Raw genomic sequence first — 15832 nt, forward strand, 5'->3', positions numbered from 1 at the left:
GTTGGTGATTCGCAGATAGGCAGTCTATAAGAACTTGGTAACTAAACTAAGGCTTAACAATAACCTACATTGGAGGCATGTAATTTTTTTTAATCAATTACGTATTCACTAAAAGATACTGCAAAATTATCTATAACATAATTGATTCCTTTATTTTCAACAACTATGTTTTGTGAATCACATAAATTACCACCACCTTCATGACCATTTACTGCATATCTTATAGTCATGCCTACGGGATTTGTATCAGTTGTCAAAACTACGGTGTTGCCAAGGGTTATATAAGGTTCTGTTATTTGTTGTTCAACTCCGTTATCCAAAACTTCAAATCCAAAATTTGGCTGCTTGCCATTTGGGTTATGCCATATATCTCCGCTAATATCAAATCTGATTGGTTTTACAGGTACATCAAACTTCAGGTGTATGAAAAATTTATCACCATCAGAAACTATGTTGTGTGATATAGGTTGAAATGTTTTCCATTCTATATTATCATTAAGAATTCTTTTTAAAACAACTCCTTGTTTCAAACCAACAACAGCTCTGTCAGATGGATGAAAAGAATCAGAATATTTAAATTGATAACTACCGCCATCCATATATACATTTGCTTTGTCATTAGCAAGTTGTAGTTGAGCCTCCTGAACATTAATATGAGGATGAGGCACTGCGCCACCTAAATCACGACCAAGCCAAGGACTGGTTTGATGAATAATAAAGATAACATCTTCTATTTGTCCTGTTATTGCTTTTATATCTGAGTTGAAGTCATTGAATAGTTTTTCAACTTGATTATAATAATCTTCTTTGGTATCAAATCTATTTGCTTCACCTTGAACCCAATTAATAACTCTCCATGCCAATGTTTTACCTTCTTGGTCTGCCAATGTTTTTGCACTATTAATCGCATCAATAACATTTTGATATGCCCAAGTTCCTTTATTCATGCTACTAACTGGTAAACCAGCTCTACCCCCAGTTAACGATAAAAATTGATATCCATACGTTTCTATATCAAGGTTATTCTCTTTTTCGATTAAATTTAAAGCAGCTAAAGTCGAAGCCATTACGGGAGTATAACTTACTTTTGAAGATTCTTCTACCTTAACAAAAGAAGATAAATCTATTGTTCTTATTACAGAATTACCTCCTACAAAAGATAATGTATTTTTAAAATCAGAGTTACTGTTTGATGCACCTCCACCAACAGCTAGTGATTGTCCATAAGTTAAGATACCTTCTATGTTGTATTTTGTTTCTAAATTAAAGTTAGTTGGAATTATAATTTTTTGATTACATATATAATTTACCGCTTCAATTTCGTCAGAATCTAATATTCCGTTAATATTATTATCTATACCTGTTTCAACTTTATAACCTCCATTTTCACAATTCTCACCTTTAGGTTCTTCTGATATATTTATTAAACTATTTAGACCATCATTACCATTCGTTGTCTTACAAATATAGTTTACTGTTATGATTTCGTTAGAATCTAATATTCCGTTAACATCATTATCTATACCTATTTCAATTTTATATCCTCCATTTTCACAATTCTCACCTTTAGGTTCTTCTGATATATTTATTAAACTATTTAGTCCGTCATTACCATTTGTGCCGTTGCAAACATAATTTACCGCTTCAATTTCGTCAGAATCTAATATTCCGTTAATATTATTATCTACACCTGTTTCAATTTTATATCCTCCATTTTCACAATTCTCACCTTTAGGTTCTTCTGATATATCTATTAAACTACTAAGTCCGTCACTACCATTTGTGCCGTTACAAATATAATTTACCGTTTCAATTTCGTTAGAATCTAGTAGTCCGTTAACATTATTATCTATACCTGTTTCAACTTTATAACCTCCATTTTCACAATTCTCACCTTTAGCTTCCTCAGATATATTTGTTAGACTATTTAGTCCGTTATTGCCATTCGTTCCGTTACAAATATAATTTGTTGATTGAACTTCAAAAGTTTTTAATATTCCGTCATTATCTGTATCAATTCCAGTTTCAATTTTAAACCCACCATTTTCACAATTTTCGGATGAGTCAGGTGTTATATTTATTAAGCTAACCTTTATTTCTTGTTCAAGTAATACTTCTTTTTCACAACTTATGTGAAATAATAAAATCAATAATGGGATAATTTTTTTCATAGTCTTTTTCTTTATTAACGTAAATACGTTTGTGCAATTTTTTAATACTGAAAAGCGATCAGTAAAAGTTTTTGTAAACTTATTTAGCAAAGCTAGTATTTTTTCCTAAAAAATAATGTGTAAAAATACTTCTTTCTAGTAAATCAAATAGGTTTACAAACAAGCTTAGCCCAGATTGAAATGGCATCCTTTTTTGAGGAACGAAAAAAAGATATAATGGAAAGCTGGATATAGCTACTTATAAAAAAACAAATAAAAAGACGTAACGTTTTTTATTGTTAAGTACGTAAAATCTTTTCTATTTTTCTGCCTTTTGCCAGTTCATCTATTAATTTTTCCATTTGTCTGCAACGTTTATAGATTTCAAATTCTATGTCTATTTTTTCAATTCTATACCCACAAACCACTCCTTTAATTAGGTGTTCATTTGGATTGATTTTTGCATTTTCAAAAAATGTTTTAAACGTTATTTTGTCGTCAATTAACTGCTGTATTTCTTTTTCATTATATCCAGTAAACCATTCTAAAACTTGATGAAACTCTTTTTTTGATCTCCCGTTTTTTTCTAACCTTTTCCAGTAATGTGGATAAATTGACGCAAAAACCATATTGGCAACTTGTTCATTTTTTTTGGCTGTAACTTTCATTTTGTAAAGTTTATTGAAGCAATTTATAAAAATCTAAAAAAAAAAATCCCAAGCAAAAGCTCAGGATTTTAAAATATTTATAAAACAAAGTTATTTACCCAAATGTTGGATTACATTTCTAAGCTTTTGGTAGGGTTATTGTCCATCAACAATTCTACAGGGTTTTCTAGTGCTTCTTTAACAGCAACTAAAAAACCTACAGACTCACGTCCATCTACAATTCTATGATCGTAAGATAACGCAACATACATAATTGGTTGAATCACAACTTGTCCATTAACAGCCATAGGTCTGTTAACAATGTTGTGCATACCTAAAATTCCACTTTGTGGAGGGTTAATAATAGGTGTAGACAACATAGAACCAAATACACCACCGTTTGTAATGGTAAAGGTACCACCAGTCATTTCGTCAACAGTAATTTGCCCATCTCTAGCACGTAAAGCCAAACGTTTTACTTCAGATTCTACACCTCTAAAAGACAAGTTTTCTGCATTTCTAATTACAGGAACCATTAATCCTTTAGGCCCAGAAACCGCAATTGAAATATCTTGAAAATCGTGTTTTATTTGAAAATCTCCATCTATCATAGAGTTAACATCAGGGTACATTTTTAATGCTCTAACTACGGCTAAGGTAAAGAAAGACATAAAACCTAAACCTACACCATGTTTTGCTTTAAAATCTTCTTTGTACTGAGAACGTAAATCAAAAATTGGCTGCATGTTTACTTCGTTAAACGTAGTTAACATTGCAGTTTCATTTTTTACAGATACCAAACGCTCTGCAACTTTTCTGCGTAACATAGACATTTTTTTACGCTCAGTACCTCTAGAACCGTTTGCTGGTTGTGTACCCATAGAAGGCACTGCTTTTACAGCGTCTTCTTTGGTAATTCTACCATCTTTACCTGTTCCTTTTACAGCAGAAGTGTCTATTCCTTTTTCTGCCAATACTTTTTTAGCTGCAGGAGAAGCTGTTCCAGTAGCATAGGTAGTTGCTTTTGGAGCAGCAACTTCAACTTTCTTTTCTTCTTTTGGAGCTTCAGTTTTAGTAGGTACAGCATCACCTTCTGGTTTTGCAGCACTCATATCTATTAAACAAACTACTGCACCAACTTCTACAGCATCACCTTCTTCTGCTTTTAACGTAATAATTCCGCTTTCTTCTGCAGGCAATTCTAAGGTTGCTTTGTCAGAATCTACTTCTGCAATAGGTTGATCTTTTTCAACATAATCTCCGTCTTCAACTAACCAAGTTGCAATTTCTACTTCTGTTATTGATTCTCCTGGAGAAGGAACTTTCATTTCTAAAACACTCATTGGTATCTTTTTTTCTGATGCTAAAATAAAATATTTCAGCGCTTTATTAATTTTACTTTTTATTTTTTTTGGCGTTTTAACAGGCTTTCCACTATATCTTTTTTACTTTGTTCTTCATACAAATTTGTTAATTCTTCACAAATTTATTCGAACTAACAGTAAAAAAGGATGCCGTTTCAATCCTTAACGCGGGCTTATTTATTATCGAAAACGCTATCAATAACAGCTCTATGACGCTTTTTAAAACGTGTACTAGAACCTGCTGCTGGTACTGCATAATATTTACGAGAACGTACACTTAAGTTTTTCAACTCAAAACGTTGTAACATATAACTCCATGCCCCCATATTTCTTGGTTCTTCTTGTGCCCATATATATTCTTCAACGTTTGGATATCTGTCTATAATTTGTTGTATTTTTTCATGGTGTAAAGGAAACAGTTGTTCTATTCTAATTAAAGCAACATCTTCTCTTTGTAGTTCTTCTCTTTCTGCCAATAAATCGTAATAGAATTTACCCATACAGAATACCATTTTCTTTACTTCGTCTACGTTAAGCGTATCGTCTATAACTTCTTGAAAACTTCCGTTAGCCAATTCTTCTATAGAATTTACTGCTTTAGGGTGACGTAATAAGCTTTTTGGAGTAAAAACAATTAAAGGTTTTCTGTAGTTACGTTTCATTTGACGGCGTAACAAATGGTAAAAGTTTGCAGGTGTTGTACAGTTTGCAACGGTCATATTATCTTCTGCACACAATTGTAAATAACGTTCTATTCTTGCCGAGGAGTGCTCAGAACCTTGTCCTTCATATCCGTGAGGTAATAATACTACAATTCCGTTTTGAACTTTCCATTTATCTTCTGCAGCAGAAATATACTGGTCAAACATTATCTGTGCACCGTTAGAAAAATCTCCAAACTGAGCTTCCCAAATGGTTAATGTATTTGGGTTTCCTAGTGCATAACCATAATCAAAACCTAAAACACCGTATTCAGACAATAACGAATTGTATATCGTCATTTTTCCTTTTGTATTCGGGTTTATGTTCAGTAAGTTTATTCTTTCTTCAGTAATTTCGTCACGTAAAATAGCGTGTCTGTGAGAAAATGTTCCTCTTTCTACATCTTGCCCAGAAATACGTACGTTAAAACCCTCTTCCATTAAAGAACCATAGGCTAAATTTTCTGCCATACCCCAATCTAACTGATTGGTTTCAAAAGCCATTTTTGCTCTACCTTGTAAAATGCGTTCTGCTTTTCTTACAAATTTAGCTCCTTCAGGAACAGTAGATACCACTTTTGCAATGCTCTGTAAACCTTCTAAAGAATAACTAGTATCTAAAGACGTTAACATAGCTTCTAAATCTTGGCGCTCAAAACCTTCCCAAGTAGATTCCATAAACTCCTTGACTTTAGAAGTTTTATCTTCTTTAGATTTGTCAAACTCTTGGTTTAACATCTCTTTAAACTCAGAAGTAATTTCTTTTACATAGTTAGTATCTATAGAACCTTCTGTAATTAATTGAGAAGCATAAATATCTTTCGGGTTTTTGTGTTTAGAAATTGCTTTATAGAGTTTAGGTTGCGTAAAACGAGGTTCATCACCTTCATTATGACCATATTTTCTATAACCTAATAAGTCAATAAAAATATCTGCTTTAAAGCGCATTCTGTATTCTAATGCCATTTCCATAGCGTGACAAACAGCTTCTGTATCATCTGCATTTACGTGCAAAACAGGAGATAAAGTAACCTTTGCTACATCAGTACAATAGGTACTAGAACGTGCGTCTAAATAGTTAGTAGTAAAACCTATTTGATTGTTTACTACAATATGTACAGTTCCTCCTGTTTTGTAACCATTTAGTTTTGCCATTTGCACTACCTCATAGGCTATGCCTTGACCAGCGATAGCGGCATCTCCATGAATTACAATAGGAAGAATTTTACCAGAATCTCCGTTATATTTTCTGTCAATTTTTGCTCTTGTAATACCTTCTGCAACTGCGGCAACAGTTTCTAAGTGCGATGGGTTTGGAACCAAATTCATTTTGATTTTATTACCATCTCTATAAGTTTTGCTGAGTGTAAGTCCTAAGTGGTATTTTACATCACCATCTATATCTTCATCTTCAAAATCTTTTCCTTCAAATTCACTAAAAAGTTCTCTAACTGGTTTTTTAAAGATGTTTACTAAGGTGTTTAAACGCCCTCTGTGTGCCATACCTAAAACACATTCTTTTACCCCGTACTTTTCAGCGGCTTCTCTAAGCATTACACTAATTCCAGGAATTAATGTTTCTCCACCTTCTAAAGAAAATCGTTTTTGACCAACATATTTGGTTTGTAAAAAACTTTCAAAAGTAACAGCTTGGTTTAATTTGCCTAATATATATTTTTTAGCATCTGCTGTGTAATCTGGATGATTGGCATTTTTATTAAGTCTATTTTGCCACCATTTTAATTTATCAGGATTACGCATATATGTGTATTCTACACCAATAGAATCACAATATACGCGTGCAAGAAAGTCAATAATATTAGAGAGTGTTGTTTTTCCTAAACCTAAAATTTCACCTGCAGAAAACTCTTTATTCAAATCATCTTTTGTTAAACCAAAAGTTTCTACATCTAGTGTTGGGCGATATTGCCTTCTTTCTCTTACAGGGTTTGTTTTTGTAAATAAATGCCCTCTTGTTCTGTAGCCATTAATTAAGTCTACTACTAAAAATTCTTTACGTACTTCTTGAGGTATTTCTATTTCCTCTTGGTCAGTTAAAGAATAGTTTTCGTTGGCCAAATCATAGCCTTGAAAAAAGCTTCTCCAGCTAGGTTCTACAGAATCTGGGTTGGTTAAATATTTATCATACAAATCTGCAATAAAACCTGTATGTGCTGCGTTTAAAAACGAAAATTTGTCCATAATTTAGTCTCTGCTTTTTGTGTAAGCGTCTCGAACCAACAAAAATACAATTTTTAGTTGTTAAACAACTTTTAAAGTTTAATTATAACAATAAACTTTTTATTGAAAAAAAATTAAAAAGTATTTGGGGATATTCTAAAAAGATATATATTTGCAACCGCTAAACCCAAATACGGGAAGCAAACTCCTCCTTAGCTCAGTTGGTTAGAGCATCTGACTGTTAATCAGAGGGTCCTTGGTTCGAGCCCAAGAGGGGGAGCAAAAAAAGCCTAATCTATTATAGATTAGGCTTTTTTGTTGTTTTTTTAATTAGTGCTTTGTAAAAAGTTCTTTAAAAAAATCAACTATTAGTGTTTTGTAATATTTATATTTCTTGAAAAAAAATTACAAACGATAAACTAGACCAAGTTGAAAATTTACCAACCAGTCATTACTTGTGTTTTGAGGAACGTTTGTATTTATTCCTTCTAAATCATCTACCATAAAATATTGATAGCCAAATTGAGTTACAACATCTGTATTGTTAGCTATTTTTATACGAGTTCCTAAATTTCCTGAAATAGAGAATGATTCGTCTTCTCCTAAAAATAAATCATCGTTTCCAATATATCCTTTAGGTAGTATTTCTTGCTTTTGTCTCCAATCTCCCATTACAGAAGAAATATCTCTATTATACATAGAATAATTAACCCCAAGACTTACATAAGGACTAATTACAGATCTGTTAGTATATGCAAAGTCTCTTAAAGAAAATAAATGGTATTCTAAATTAGTACCTAAGTTAGTTACAGATAAAGAACCTCTCATTGCTCTTATTTTTTCTGCAGCAGCAGAATTTCCTTTACTGGCAGTGCTAAAGTTTTGTAGATTTGTGCTATTACTGTAACGAATTTCTGTTTTAACCATAATATGATTTATGAAACGTGAGGCAGAATATCGATCCCATCTTGTTAATCTATCATAAAATTGTAAATAATGTGCAATAGCAAAAGAAGTACCACTGTTATTAGTGCCATCCATTATAGCTTTACTTTCTCCGTAATCGCTACTTAAGTTTGTAGTACCCAAAAACACACCAAAATCATGTTTTAAGTTTTGCGCACTAAGATTTGAAAGAATAAAAAGGCTAAAGAGAGTTAAAATGGAGGATTTCATAGTTATGATGTTTTATTATTTTAGTCAAAAGTATTTTATAAAGACAAGTTTCGAAATAGGTAAAATTCTTAAATTTTAAAAAAAAGCTTTATTTATTTTTATTGTAGCAAAATGAATTTTAAATCATAATATGTCATGTTTTTGTGAAAATTTATAATTTATATTTTTTTTGCAAATACTTATATATTAGCAAATAATAGGTGGTAAGTAGAGTGTTTTTTTAGAAATAGAATCTCTTGTGTAAATTTGGTTTAAGATATTTGTATAAGAAAATAGAATAGCTTAGAGAGCTATTAAGACTTTTTATTTATAAACTATTACACATATCTTTACGAAATAGAAATATGGAATAATGTCAAAGATCTGGTTATCTCCACCTCATCTATGTGGTGAAGAAATGAAATATATACAAAAAGCTTTTGATACCAATTGGATTGCTCCTTTAGGTGAAAATATTGACGAATTTGAGAGTGCCCTAAAAAAAGAGTTAGGTACAGAAAAAGAAGTAGTGTGTCTCTCATCAGGTACAGCTGCGTTACATTTATCTTTAATTTTAGCAGGGGTAAGTGAAGGTGATGTTGTTGTTTGTCAGAGTCTTACTTTTGCTGCATCTGCAAACCCTATTATTTACCAAAAAGCAATTCCTGTTTTTGTAGATTCTGAAAAAGATACCTACAATATTTCTCCAATTTATTTAGAGAAGGCTATTAAGAGTTCCATGTCTAAAGGGAAAAAACCAAAAGCTATAGTCATTGTACATTTATATGGGATGCCTTCAAAAATCGAAGAAATTGCAGCAATAGCTAAGAAATACGATATTATTTTGATAGAAGACGGAGCAGAGTCTTTAGGCTCTTCTTATAAAGGGAAAAAATGTGGAACATTTGGTGATTTTGGTGTTTTGTCTTTTAATGGGAATAAAATTATAACAACCTCTGGAGGAGGTGCGTTAATTTGTAAGAACAAAACAGTAAAAGATAGAGCAATTTTTTTAGCAACTCAAGCGAAAGATGAAACGACTCATTATCAGCATTCTACTATTGGTTATAATTATAGAATGAGTAATATACTTGCTGGTATTGGTAGAGGGCAAATGGAAGTTTTACATCAGTATATATCGTTAAGGAGGTCTAATCATCAATTTTATAAGAATTTATTTCAATATATTGATGAGGTTCAAGTTTTAGAAGAACCGTGCAATAATTTTTTTTCAAATCATTGGTTAAGTGTAATTACAATTGATGAAAAACAAACAAAGTTTGATAGAGAATCTTTACGAATAAAATTATTAGAAGAAAATATTGAATCTAAACCACTATGGAAACCCATGCACCTACAACCAGTATTTTCTTCATACCCATATTATGGTACAACTGTTTCTGAAAGTCTATTTGAAAAAGGTTTATGCTTGCCTTCTGGATCTAGTTTGACGGATACTGATAAAGAAAGAATTGCTAATGTGATTAAAGATTATTTTAAGGTAGTTTAGATTTTATATTATATAAGCTTAAAAAAAATATCTTTTCAAGAATAATTAAATTAAAAGTTAGCTCTAAACTACCTATACTAACGTTAGTTCGATATAAGAAAATTCATGTCAGTCAGAGCAATTTTTTTCAAAAAATCGTATCGAAGACAAATGAATTTTAAACAAAAAAGCTTAATTTCAATCCATCTGCCTACAAAGGCAGGTATAATTTTATCTGTCTTACTTCTAAAAATTACTCAATTTAACCGCTTTTTTTGCATCATCTTCTAAATGGGATTCACTTTATAATAACATTTTCTAGGAAAAATTTTAATCCATTATTTAAGTAAAAACTTTAATATCGTCTTTTTAAAACAGATTAAAAACTTAAATTCCCAATCCTTGTCCACCCCCAATTTGTATAGTTTCTGCAGTTAGAAATGATGCATTATCACTAGCTAGAAAAGAAACTACAGTAGCAACTTCTTCTGGTTGCCCTAGTCTTCCTAATAAAATATTATTTTTCCAAGAAGCAAACACCTCTGGTTTAGTGGATTTTATTTGTGTGTGAAAAGGAGTATCTATAGTTCCTGGAGAAACTGCATTCACTCTTATATTGTATTCCGCCAAGTCTTTTGCTAAAGCTCTTGTTATTGCATGAACTCCTGCTTTAGACGTCCCATAAATACCAGCCCCTGGTCCACCAGCATTCCAACCAGCAATTGAGGTATAATTTATTATACAGGCATTCTCTCCTTTTTTTAAATAAGGTATTGCAGCTCTAGAGGCATAGAAAACAGAATCTAAGTTTAAAGCCATTACTGCTTTATAAAACTCTGTAGTCATCTCTTCAAAACGAGACCTACCTCCTAAACCACCTGCATTATTTACCAAAACATCAATTCGTCCAAACTTTTCTCCTATGGCTTTTATGTTTGTGTTAACAGCTTCTTCATTCGTAACATCAAAACCGTAATAGAACGCGTTTATACCTTCGTTTAGTAGAGTTTCTGTTTTATCTTTTCCTTCTTTATCGTTCAAACCATTTAAGATTACGATAAATCCGTCTTGTCCTAACTTTTTTGCTACTTCAAAACCAATGCCACCAGTAGCACCAGTAACTATAGCAACTTTTTTGTCTAATTTGCTCATATTTTTAATTTAATTAATTTACTCTTTTACAGGTTCTATTTTTTTAATGAATAAAAGAATTGATAGTACTCCTAAAATCACAGAAACACATATAGCAATAAATGCAGGTGTGTATGAATTTGTAGTAATTCGACCGACAAACCAATTGATAATCATTGGTGAAACCGCAGCAACAGTTCCTGCTAAACCAGCAAGTGTACCTACAGAAGATCCTTTAAATAAATCGCTAGAAATGGTCTGAATATTACCTATAGCAAATTGAAAACCGAATAATGCCAAACCAGCAAAGTAAATAAACAACATAAAGTCTCCTGCTTTTACTAGAGTTATAATACATACAAAAGCGATTAAAATTAGTAGGCTACCCAAAGCTATTGTAATTTTTCTAGAACCATCTACAGACATTTTGTACATCAATCTTTTTGTAAACATTCCACCAACTATACTTCCAGCTGCTGCCATTAAGTAAGAAATCCACATAGTTGCTGCAATTTCTTCTATACTTAAATTAAATTTATCGTTTAAATAAATTGGCATCCATCCTGCAAAAAACCACCATATTGGTTCTATAAAAAACCTACAAAGTAATACTCCCCAAGATTCTTTATAACTCAAAATTTTATAAACTGATAAACTTTTTGATTTTTTTGTACCACCTTTATGATTATCAATGCTATCAGAAAGAATTAAACTTCTTTCTTCTTCTGTAACCCAAGGATGTTTTTCTGGAGTAGATTTATTTAAAAATAACCATGGAATTACCCATAACAGCCCAACTGCTCCTAATATGATATAAGTTGTCTTCCATCCAAAATGAGCGTACAAAAATACAATGACAAATGGTGCAATGACATTACCAATAGAGGCTCCTGCATTAAAAATACCTTGCGCAATGGCTCTTTCTTTTACAGGAAACCACTCTCCGTTACTTTTTACGGCCCCTGGCCAATTACCAGCTTCACCAATTCCTAGAAGTCCTCTAAATATAGATAAAGTAACTATCCCCCTTGCAAAAGCATGAAAAGCAGAAGCAACAGACCATATGATGATAGATACAGTAAATCCTAATCGAGTACCTATTTTATCATATAATTTACCTGAAGCAAATTTACCTACGGCATAACAAGCCATAAATACGTTGAGCATGATTGCGTAATCTGCTTTATCCATGCCTAAATCTTTTCCCATTTCAGGCCATAATAAGGCGAAAGCAGTTCTATCTATATAGTTTATAACAGTAGCTATAAAAATTAATGTTATAACCCACCATCGTAGTCCTTTTATCTTCATTTATACTTCTGTTAAATTGGTTTACCAAATTGGTTTACCAAATATAACCTTTTTATAAAAAGCAGCAAATCTTTTTATAAAAAGATTTGCTGCTTTTTTTGGAGTACAATAAAACTTAAGAAAACTACATCTTACAGAAGAAAAGAAATAAGGTGCTTATACCTTCTTAGCTGTAGCAATATGAATACAACTCTCTGAAATGGTCTTTCATTTTTTGTTTTGCCGATTGCGGGTTTTGTTCTTTTATGGCATTAAAAATGGCTTGATGATCCGTAATACCTCTTTTAGACATGTTAGCATCGCAAACATGATGCTTTCTAAAATTGGTAATAATTTCTGGAGTAATAATTAACATAAACGTATTCATAGTACTATTGCCAGAAGCTTTTGCTATTGCTAAATGAAATAATAAATCTTCTTGAACAGCATCTTCACCGTTTAACACTTTATCTCTGTAAGCATTTAGTGCTTTTTCCATGCTGGCTAAATCTTCTTCACTTCTTCTTAAAGCGGCTAATCTAGATGTTTTTAGTTCTAAAAGTATTCTGGTTTCTACCAAAGATTTGAAGTCAGGTTCATCCAACCTTAAAATATCTTCTATCATTCCATTCATTGCAATAACACCAATATTTGCAACGAAAGTTCCGCTTTGAGGAATGGATTTTAATAAACCATAAAACTCCAATTTTTGAATAGCTTCTCTTACGTTACTTCTAGACACTTCAAATTTTTCAGAAAGCATTCTTTCTGAAGGTAATTTATCTCCTGGCTCTAAGTTTTTGTAATTAATTAAATCTCTTATCTTAGAAATAATTTCTTTTTGAACGTCAGAGTTTTCAGATTTTGTAAGTATCTCTAATTTCATAATATAAGCTAGTTTACGGGTAGCTAAGATAATTTTTTATTTATGAAATAAAACTAAAGTTTATAGACGCATTTCTATAAATAAAATCATATTTCATAAATGTATCTTTTATTTTAATTGGTTTACTAAATATACATTTTTTTATAAAGAATATTTTTTTGGATGGTTGATTACTCCATAAAGTCTTCTCTAATTGGACTAAAAACATCTATCAAAGTGCCTTTTTTTGTACAAACAGCACCATGTAATACATGAGGGGGAATGTAGACAGTATCTCCACCCTTTACAGTTTTTGTTTCTCCTCCAATAGAAAACTCAAACGTCCCACTCTCTACATAGGTTACTTGAGAATGGTAATGTTTATGCTCGTTCCCAATACCTCCCTCTTCAAAAGCAACAACAACCAACATAATTTTATCGTCATAACCCATTATTTTTCTTTTTACCCCTTCACCCACTGTTTCCCATTCTATGTCGTCTGCGAATAAAAATTTTTTACTAGCTCCAAATGTTTTCATAATTTCTAAATTGTTTTATTTATAATAGTAAACTCCTGACCAATTGTAATTTTTGCATTTAATGTTTACTGAATGTTTTTTGTTTTTTGAATTATTTAAATTTGATAAAATTAATGTTCTCGATTTTTCATTTTTAAAATGAATTTTAAATGCGGAATAGGTTTTAGAATCCTTTAAAATTTCAATTTTTGAAAAATTACTATACGCATTTGTGGCTTTTTCTGTTACTGGGTTATACCTTCCATGAGATTCTATAATAGATGCGTACGTAGTATTTTGTGCACCTTTTTTTCTGATTATTAATGTAGGATCTGTTCTTAAATTAAATTCAGGATCTTTTGCACCAATTCTAGCTAAAATAAGTGCATCCGTTTTATCTGTGGCCGCTGTAATTGTATAAAATTTTCTATTGTTTAACCAGGTAAACTGAATGCTTTCTGAATCTGCTTTTCCACTCGCTTCTTTCCATAAATGTTGATAGCCAAATTTGTTCCCCAAAGGAGAAAATGTTTTTGAAACATCGTAATTAAAACTCGTGGAAATAATTTGCCCAAAATAATAAAAAGGTAGATCGTAGTTGTGTTTTTGATTTGATGTTATTTTGTTAATATCAAAAATAAAAGGTTTTTTCAAATTAGCATCTTTTACCATAATCATGGTTCGGTGTAATTTTGTATCAGGATACGCATTTTCTTCAATAGCACTTACAATTTGAAAATCAGGATTAGACACATCAAACACATATTTTTCTGAATGATGTTTGCTGCCCGTTGCAAAATCGTAGTTGAAATGAGAAGTTTCATCTTGAACTATTGTATTATGCGCTATTGTGTGTTTTGCAAAAGTTTTATTTTCTTTTAAATAACCTCCACCGTTTTTTTGTTCAACATTTACAAAACGAGACAAACCATAATCTTGTAAAACTTCTTCGCCATTTTCATACATAGAAAACGATAATTTATCATAATGTCCATGACTTAAACCTTGACCAGTATATTTTAGCACCAAGGCTAAGGTTTCATTATCATTTTGATGCCTTAAAATTCCGATTCCGCCTTCATCACCTTTAGAACCGTCGGTTAATTCTAGGGAATTTTTTATAAAAGGTTGCTCTTTATTTTCTTTTAAACCTAACGCAACACTTAAGCCAGTTGCATCTAATTGCACCTTGTTTTGTTTTTTAGCTATTGATAACAAATCAGGTTTTTTAGACCCGTAATAATAGGCAATATCTACAGCAGAAACTAAAGAAGAGGTGTAGTAAGACATCCCTTTTTGTCCATCGTTTAGTGGAAAAAATTCGCCGTCTGCATCCGTTAAATTTAGTAAAGCATTTACTGCCTTAATTAAAATACCACTTTTATATTCAAAAATATGGAGTTCTGGTTTTTTGTTTTGTAATGCTTCTGCAAAAATTAAGAAAGGATACATTGCATAACGTTGGTAGTATGGCCCTTCTGTATAAAAGCCATCTGGAGAAAAAGGGGAATCTAAATTGGCAAAAAAACCAGCTTTTCCGTCTTTATCAAAAATAAAACCACCATCATTATCTTTTGCAGTTAAGTCTAAATCTTCTTTATCTAAGCCATACAAGGCTCTATGTACAAGTTCATCATCATCCATAACTAAACCAATCATACCTACAGCAACATTACCCCAAGTAGAGTGGTTGTGTACTCTATTAAAATATTGTGGAGTTTCTACAGAAAGAAAATCTGCATAAGGTTTAAAAAGTGTTTTATTAAGGTATTCTGTCTCTTCTTTGGATAACCAATTATAAATGCAATCGTATGCCTGACTTGTATAAACTAACCAATTAGAATCGTTTAAACACTGCCAAAACAATTTACCTCTAGCATAGCTTCTTATTTGAGGGTGTCTATCTAAAGATGGAAACATTTTAGCATATTGTAATAACATTTCTTTAATGTAAATAGCATACTTTTCATCTTCTAAAAGCTGAAATAAAACACCCGCTTTTTGCATAATTGCATAGTTTAATTTATGCTGCGTATGTGTATAGCCACCTGCCATGTCCTTAGGAATTGGCACATCGATTCCTTTGTTTATTTCCAAATCTACTTCTTCTTGAACTTCTTTCAGAGTCTTGTCAAAAAGAGGAATAGCTCCCAACTTTGATTTAATTTCAGCAACACTTTTTACTGTTAAAATCAAGTTTGGATGATTGTGTTTTTTTTCTTGATTTTCCTTTTTTTGAGGTTTATCACAAGAAAAAATAAAAAATAAAATAAAGAAAGTAGATACGAGTTTTAGCATTTTTTTGACTGATTATTTATTTGGAACACCGAACAAAGGAATG

General features: G+C 31.5%; 11 protein-coding genes and 1 tRNA gene. 2 read left to right on the forward strand and 10 right to left on the reverse strand.

The annotated features are described in order from the left end of the window. Positions 1–89: 89 nt before the first annotated feature. From DUT90_RS12400 to DUT90_RS12415, 4 genes are all read right to left on the reverse strand, one after another. Complete coding sequence (locus DUT90_RS12400) at positions 90–2171, reverse strand: hypothetical protein (RefSeq protein ID WP_114427496.1); 2082 nt, start codon at positions 2169–2171, stop codon at positions 90–92. A 278-nt stretch (positions 2172–2449) separates the two neighbouring features. Beyond that, positions 2450–2818 (reverse strand): DUF2200 domain-containing protein, encoded by a 369-nt coding sequence (locus DUT90_RS12405; RefSeq protein ID WP_114427497.1) that lies wholly within the window; start codon positions 2816–2818, stop codon positions 2450–2452. 110 nt (positions 2819–2928) lie between these two features. Next, positions 2929–4140 (reverse strand): 2-oxoglutarate dehydrogenase complex dihydrolipoyllysine-residue succinyltransferase, encoded by a 1212-nt coding sequence (odhB, locus tag DUT90_RS12410; protein WP_114427498.1) that lies wholly within the window; start codon positions 4138–4140, stop codon positions 2929–2931. 194 nt (positions 4141–4334) lie between these two features. Next, a complete protein-coding gene (locus DUT90_RS12415; protein WP_114427499.1) occupies positions 4335–7064 on the reverse strand; it encodes a 2-oxoglutarate dehydrogenase E1 component in 2730 nt (909 codons plus the stop codon). Positions 7065–7249: 185 nt separating this feature from the next. On the opposite strand from DUT90_RS12415, the gene DUT90_RS12420 reads away from it, so the two are divergent. Further along, positions 7250–7323, forward strand: a tRNA-Asn gene (locus DUT90_RS12420). A gap of 125 nt (positions 7324–7448) precedes the next feature. Here DUT90_RS12420 and DUT90_RS12425 read toward each other — a convergent pair. Beyond that, positions 7449–8219 (reverse strand): THC0290_0291 family protein, encoded by a 771-nt coding sequence (locus tag DUT90_RS12425; protein ID WP_114427500.1) that lies wholly within the window; start codon positions 8217–8219, stop codon positions 7449–7451. A 349-nt stretch (positions 8220–8568) separates the two neighbouring features. Here DUT90_RS12425 and DUT90_RS12430 point away from each other — a divergent pair, with 349 nt between their 5' ends. After that, on the forward strand, positions 8569–9708 hold the full coding sequence (locus DUT90_RS12430) for a DegT/DnrJ/EryC1/StrS aminotransferase family protein (RefSeq protein WP_114427501.1): 1140 nt from the start codon (positions 8569–8571) through the stop codon (positions 9706–9708). A 366-nt stretch (positions 9709–10074) separates the two neighbouring features. Here the strand turns inward: DUT90_RS12430 and DUT90_RS12435 are convergent, their stop codons facing one another. From DUT90_RS12435 to DUT90_RS12455, 5 genes are all read right to left on the reverse strand, one after another. Beyond that, on the reverse strand, positions 10075–10839 hold the full coding sequence (locus DUT90_RS12435) for an SDR family NAD(P)-dependent oxidoreductase (RefSeq protein ID WP_114427502.1): 765 nt from the start codon (positions 10837–10839) through the stop codon (positions 10075–10077). An 18-nt stretch (positions 10840–10857) separates the two neighbouring features. Continuing rightward, positions 10858–12129 carry an MFS transporter gene (locus DUT90_RS12440; RefSeq protein ID WP_114427503.1) on the reverse strand — a complete coding sequence of 424 codons (1272 nt, stop codon included), beginning with the start codon at positions 12127–12129 and terminating at the stop codon, positions 10858–10860. A 166-nt stretch (positions 12130–12295) separates the two neighbouring features. Continuing rightward, positions 12296–12994: a FadR/GntR family transcriptional regulator gene (locus tag DUT90_RS12445; protein ID WP_114427504.1), complete on the reverse strand. Its 699-nt coding sequence runs from the start codon at positions 12992–12994 to the stop codon at positions 12296–12298. Between the two features lie 170 nt (positions 12995–13164). Then, on the reverse strand, positions 13165–13512 hold the full coding sequence (locus DUT90_RS12450; protein ID WP_114427505.1) for a cupin domain-containing protein: 348 nt from the start codon (positions 13510–13512) through the stop codon (positions 13165–13167). A 15-nt stretch (positions 13513–13527) separates the two neighbouring features. Then, entirely contained in the window at positions 13528–15789 is a 2262-nt protein-coding gene (locus DUT90_RS12455) for an alginate lyase family protein (RefSeq protein ID WP_114427506.1), read from the reverse strand. Positions 15790–15832: the final 43 nt, after the last annotated feature.

Source organism: Polaribacter sp. WD7, from assembly GCF_003335085.1.
In the GTDB taxonomy this organism is placed as follows: domain Bacteria; phylum Bacteroidota; class Bacteroidia; order Flavobacteriales; family Flavobacteriaceae; genus Polaribacter.

Excerpts from the sequence above, each read along its gene's own strand:
- DUT90_RS12400 (WP_114427496.1), bottom strand. The coding sequence starts at position 2,171 with ATGAAAAAAATTATCCCATTATTGATTTTATTATTTCACATAAGTTGT.
- DUT90_RS12405 (WP_114427497.1), bottom strand. The coding sequence starts at position 2,818 with ATGAAAGTTACAGCCAAAAAAAATGAACAAGTTGCCAATATGGTTTTT.
- odhB (WP_114427498.1), bottom strand. The coding sequence starts at position 4,140 with ATGAGTGTTTTAGAAATGAAAGTTCCTTCTCCAGGAGAATCAATAACA.
- DUT90_RS12415 (WP_114427499.1), bottom strand. The coding sequence starts at position 7,064 with ATGGACAAATTTTCGTTTTTAAACGCAGCACATACAGGTTTTATTGCA.
- DUT90_RS12425 (WP_114427500.1), bottom strand. The coding sequence starts at position 8,219 with ATGAAATCCTCCATTTTAACTCTCTTTAGCCTTTTTATTCTTTCAAAT.
- DUT90_RS12435 (WP_114427502.1), bottom strand. The coding sequence starts at position 10,839 with ATGAGCAAATTAGACAAAAAAGTTGCTATAGTTACTGGTGCTACTGGT.
- DUT90_RS12440 (WP_114427503.1), bottom strand. The coding sequence starts at position 12,129 with ATGAAGATAAAAGGACTACGATGGTGGGTTATAACATTAATTTTTATA.
- DUT90_RS12445 (WP_114427504.1), bottom strand. The coding sequence starts at position 12,994 with ATGAAATTAGAGATACTTACAAAATCTGAAAACTCTGACGTTCAAAAA.
- DUT90_RS12450 (WP_114427505.1), bottom strand. The coding sequence starts at position 13,512 with ATGAAAACATTTGGAGCTAGTAAAAAATTTTTATTCGCAGACGACATA.
- DUT90_RS12455 (WP_114427506.1), bottom strand. The coding sequence starts at position 15,789 with ATGCTAAAACTCGTATCTACTTTCTTTATTTTATTTTTTATTTTTTCT.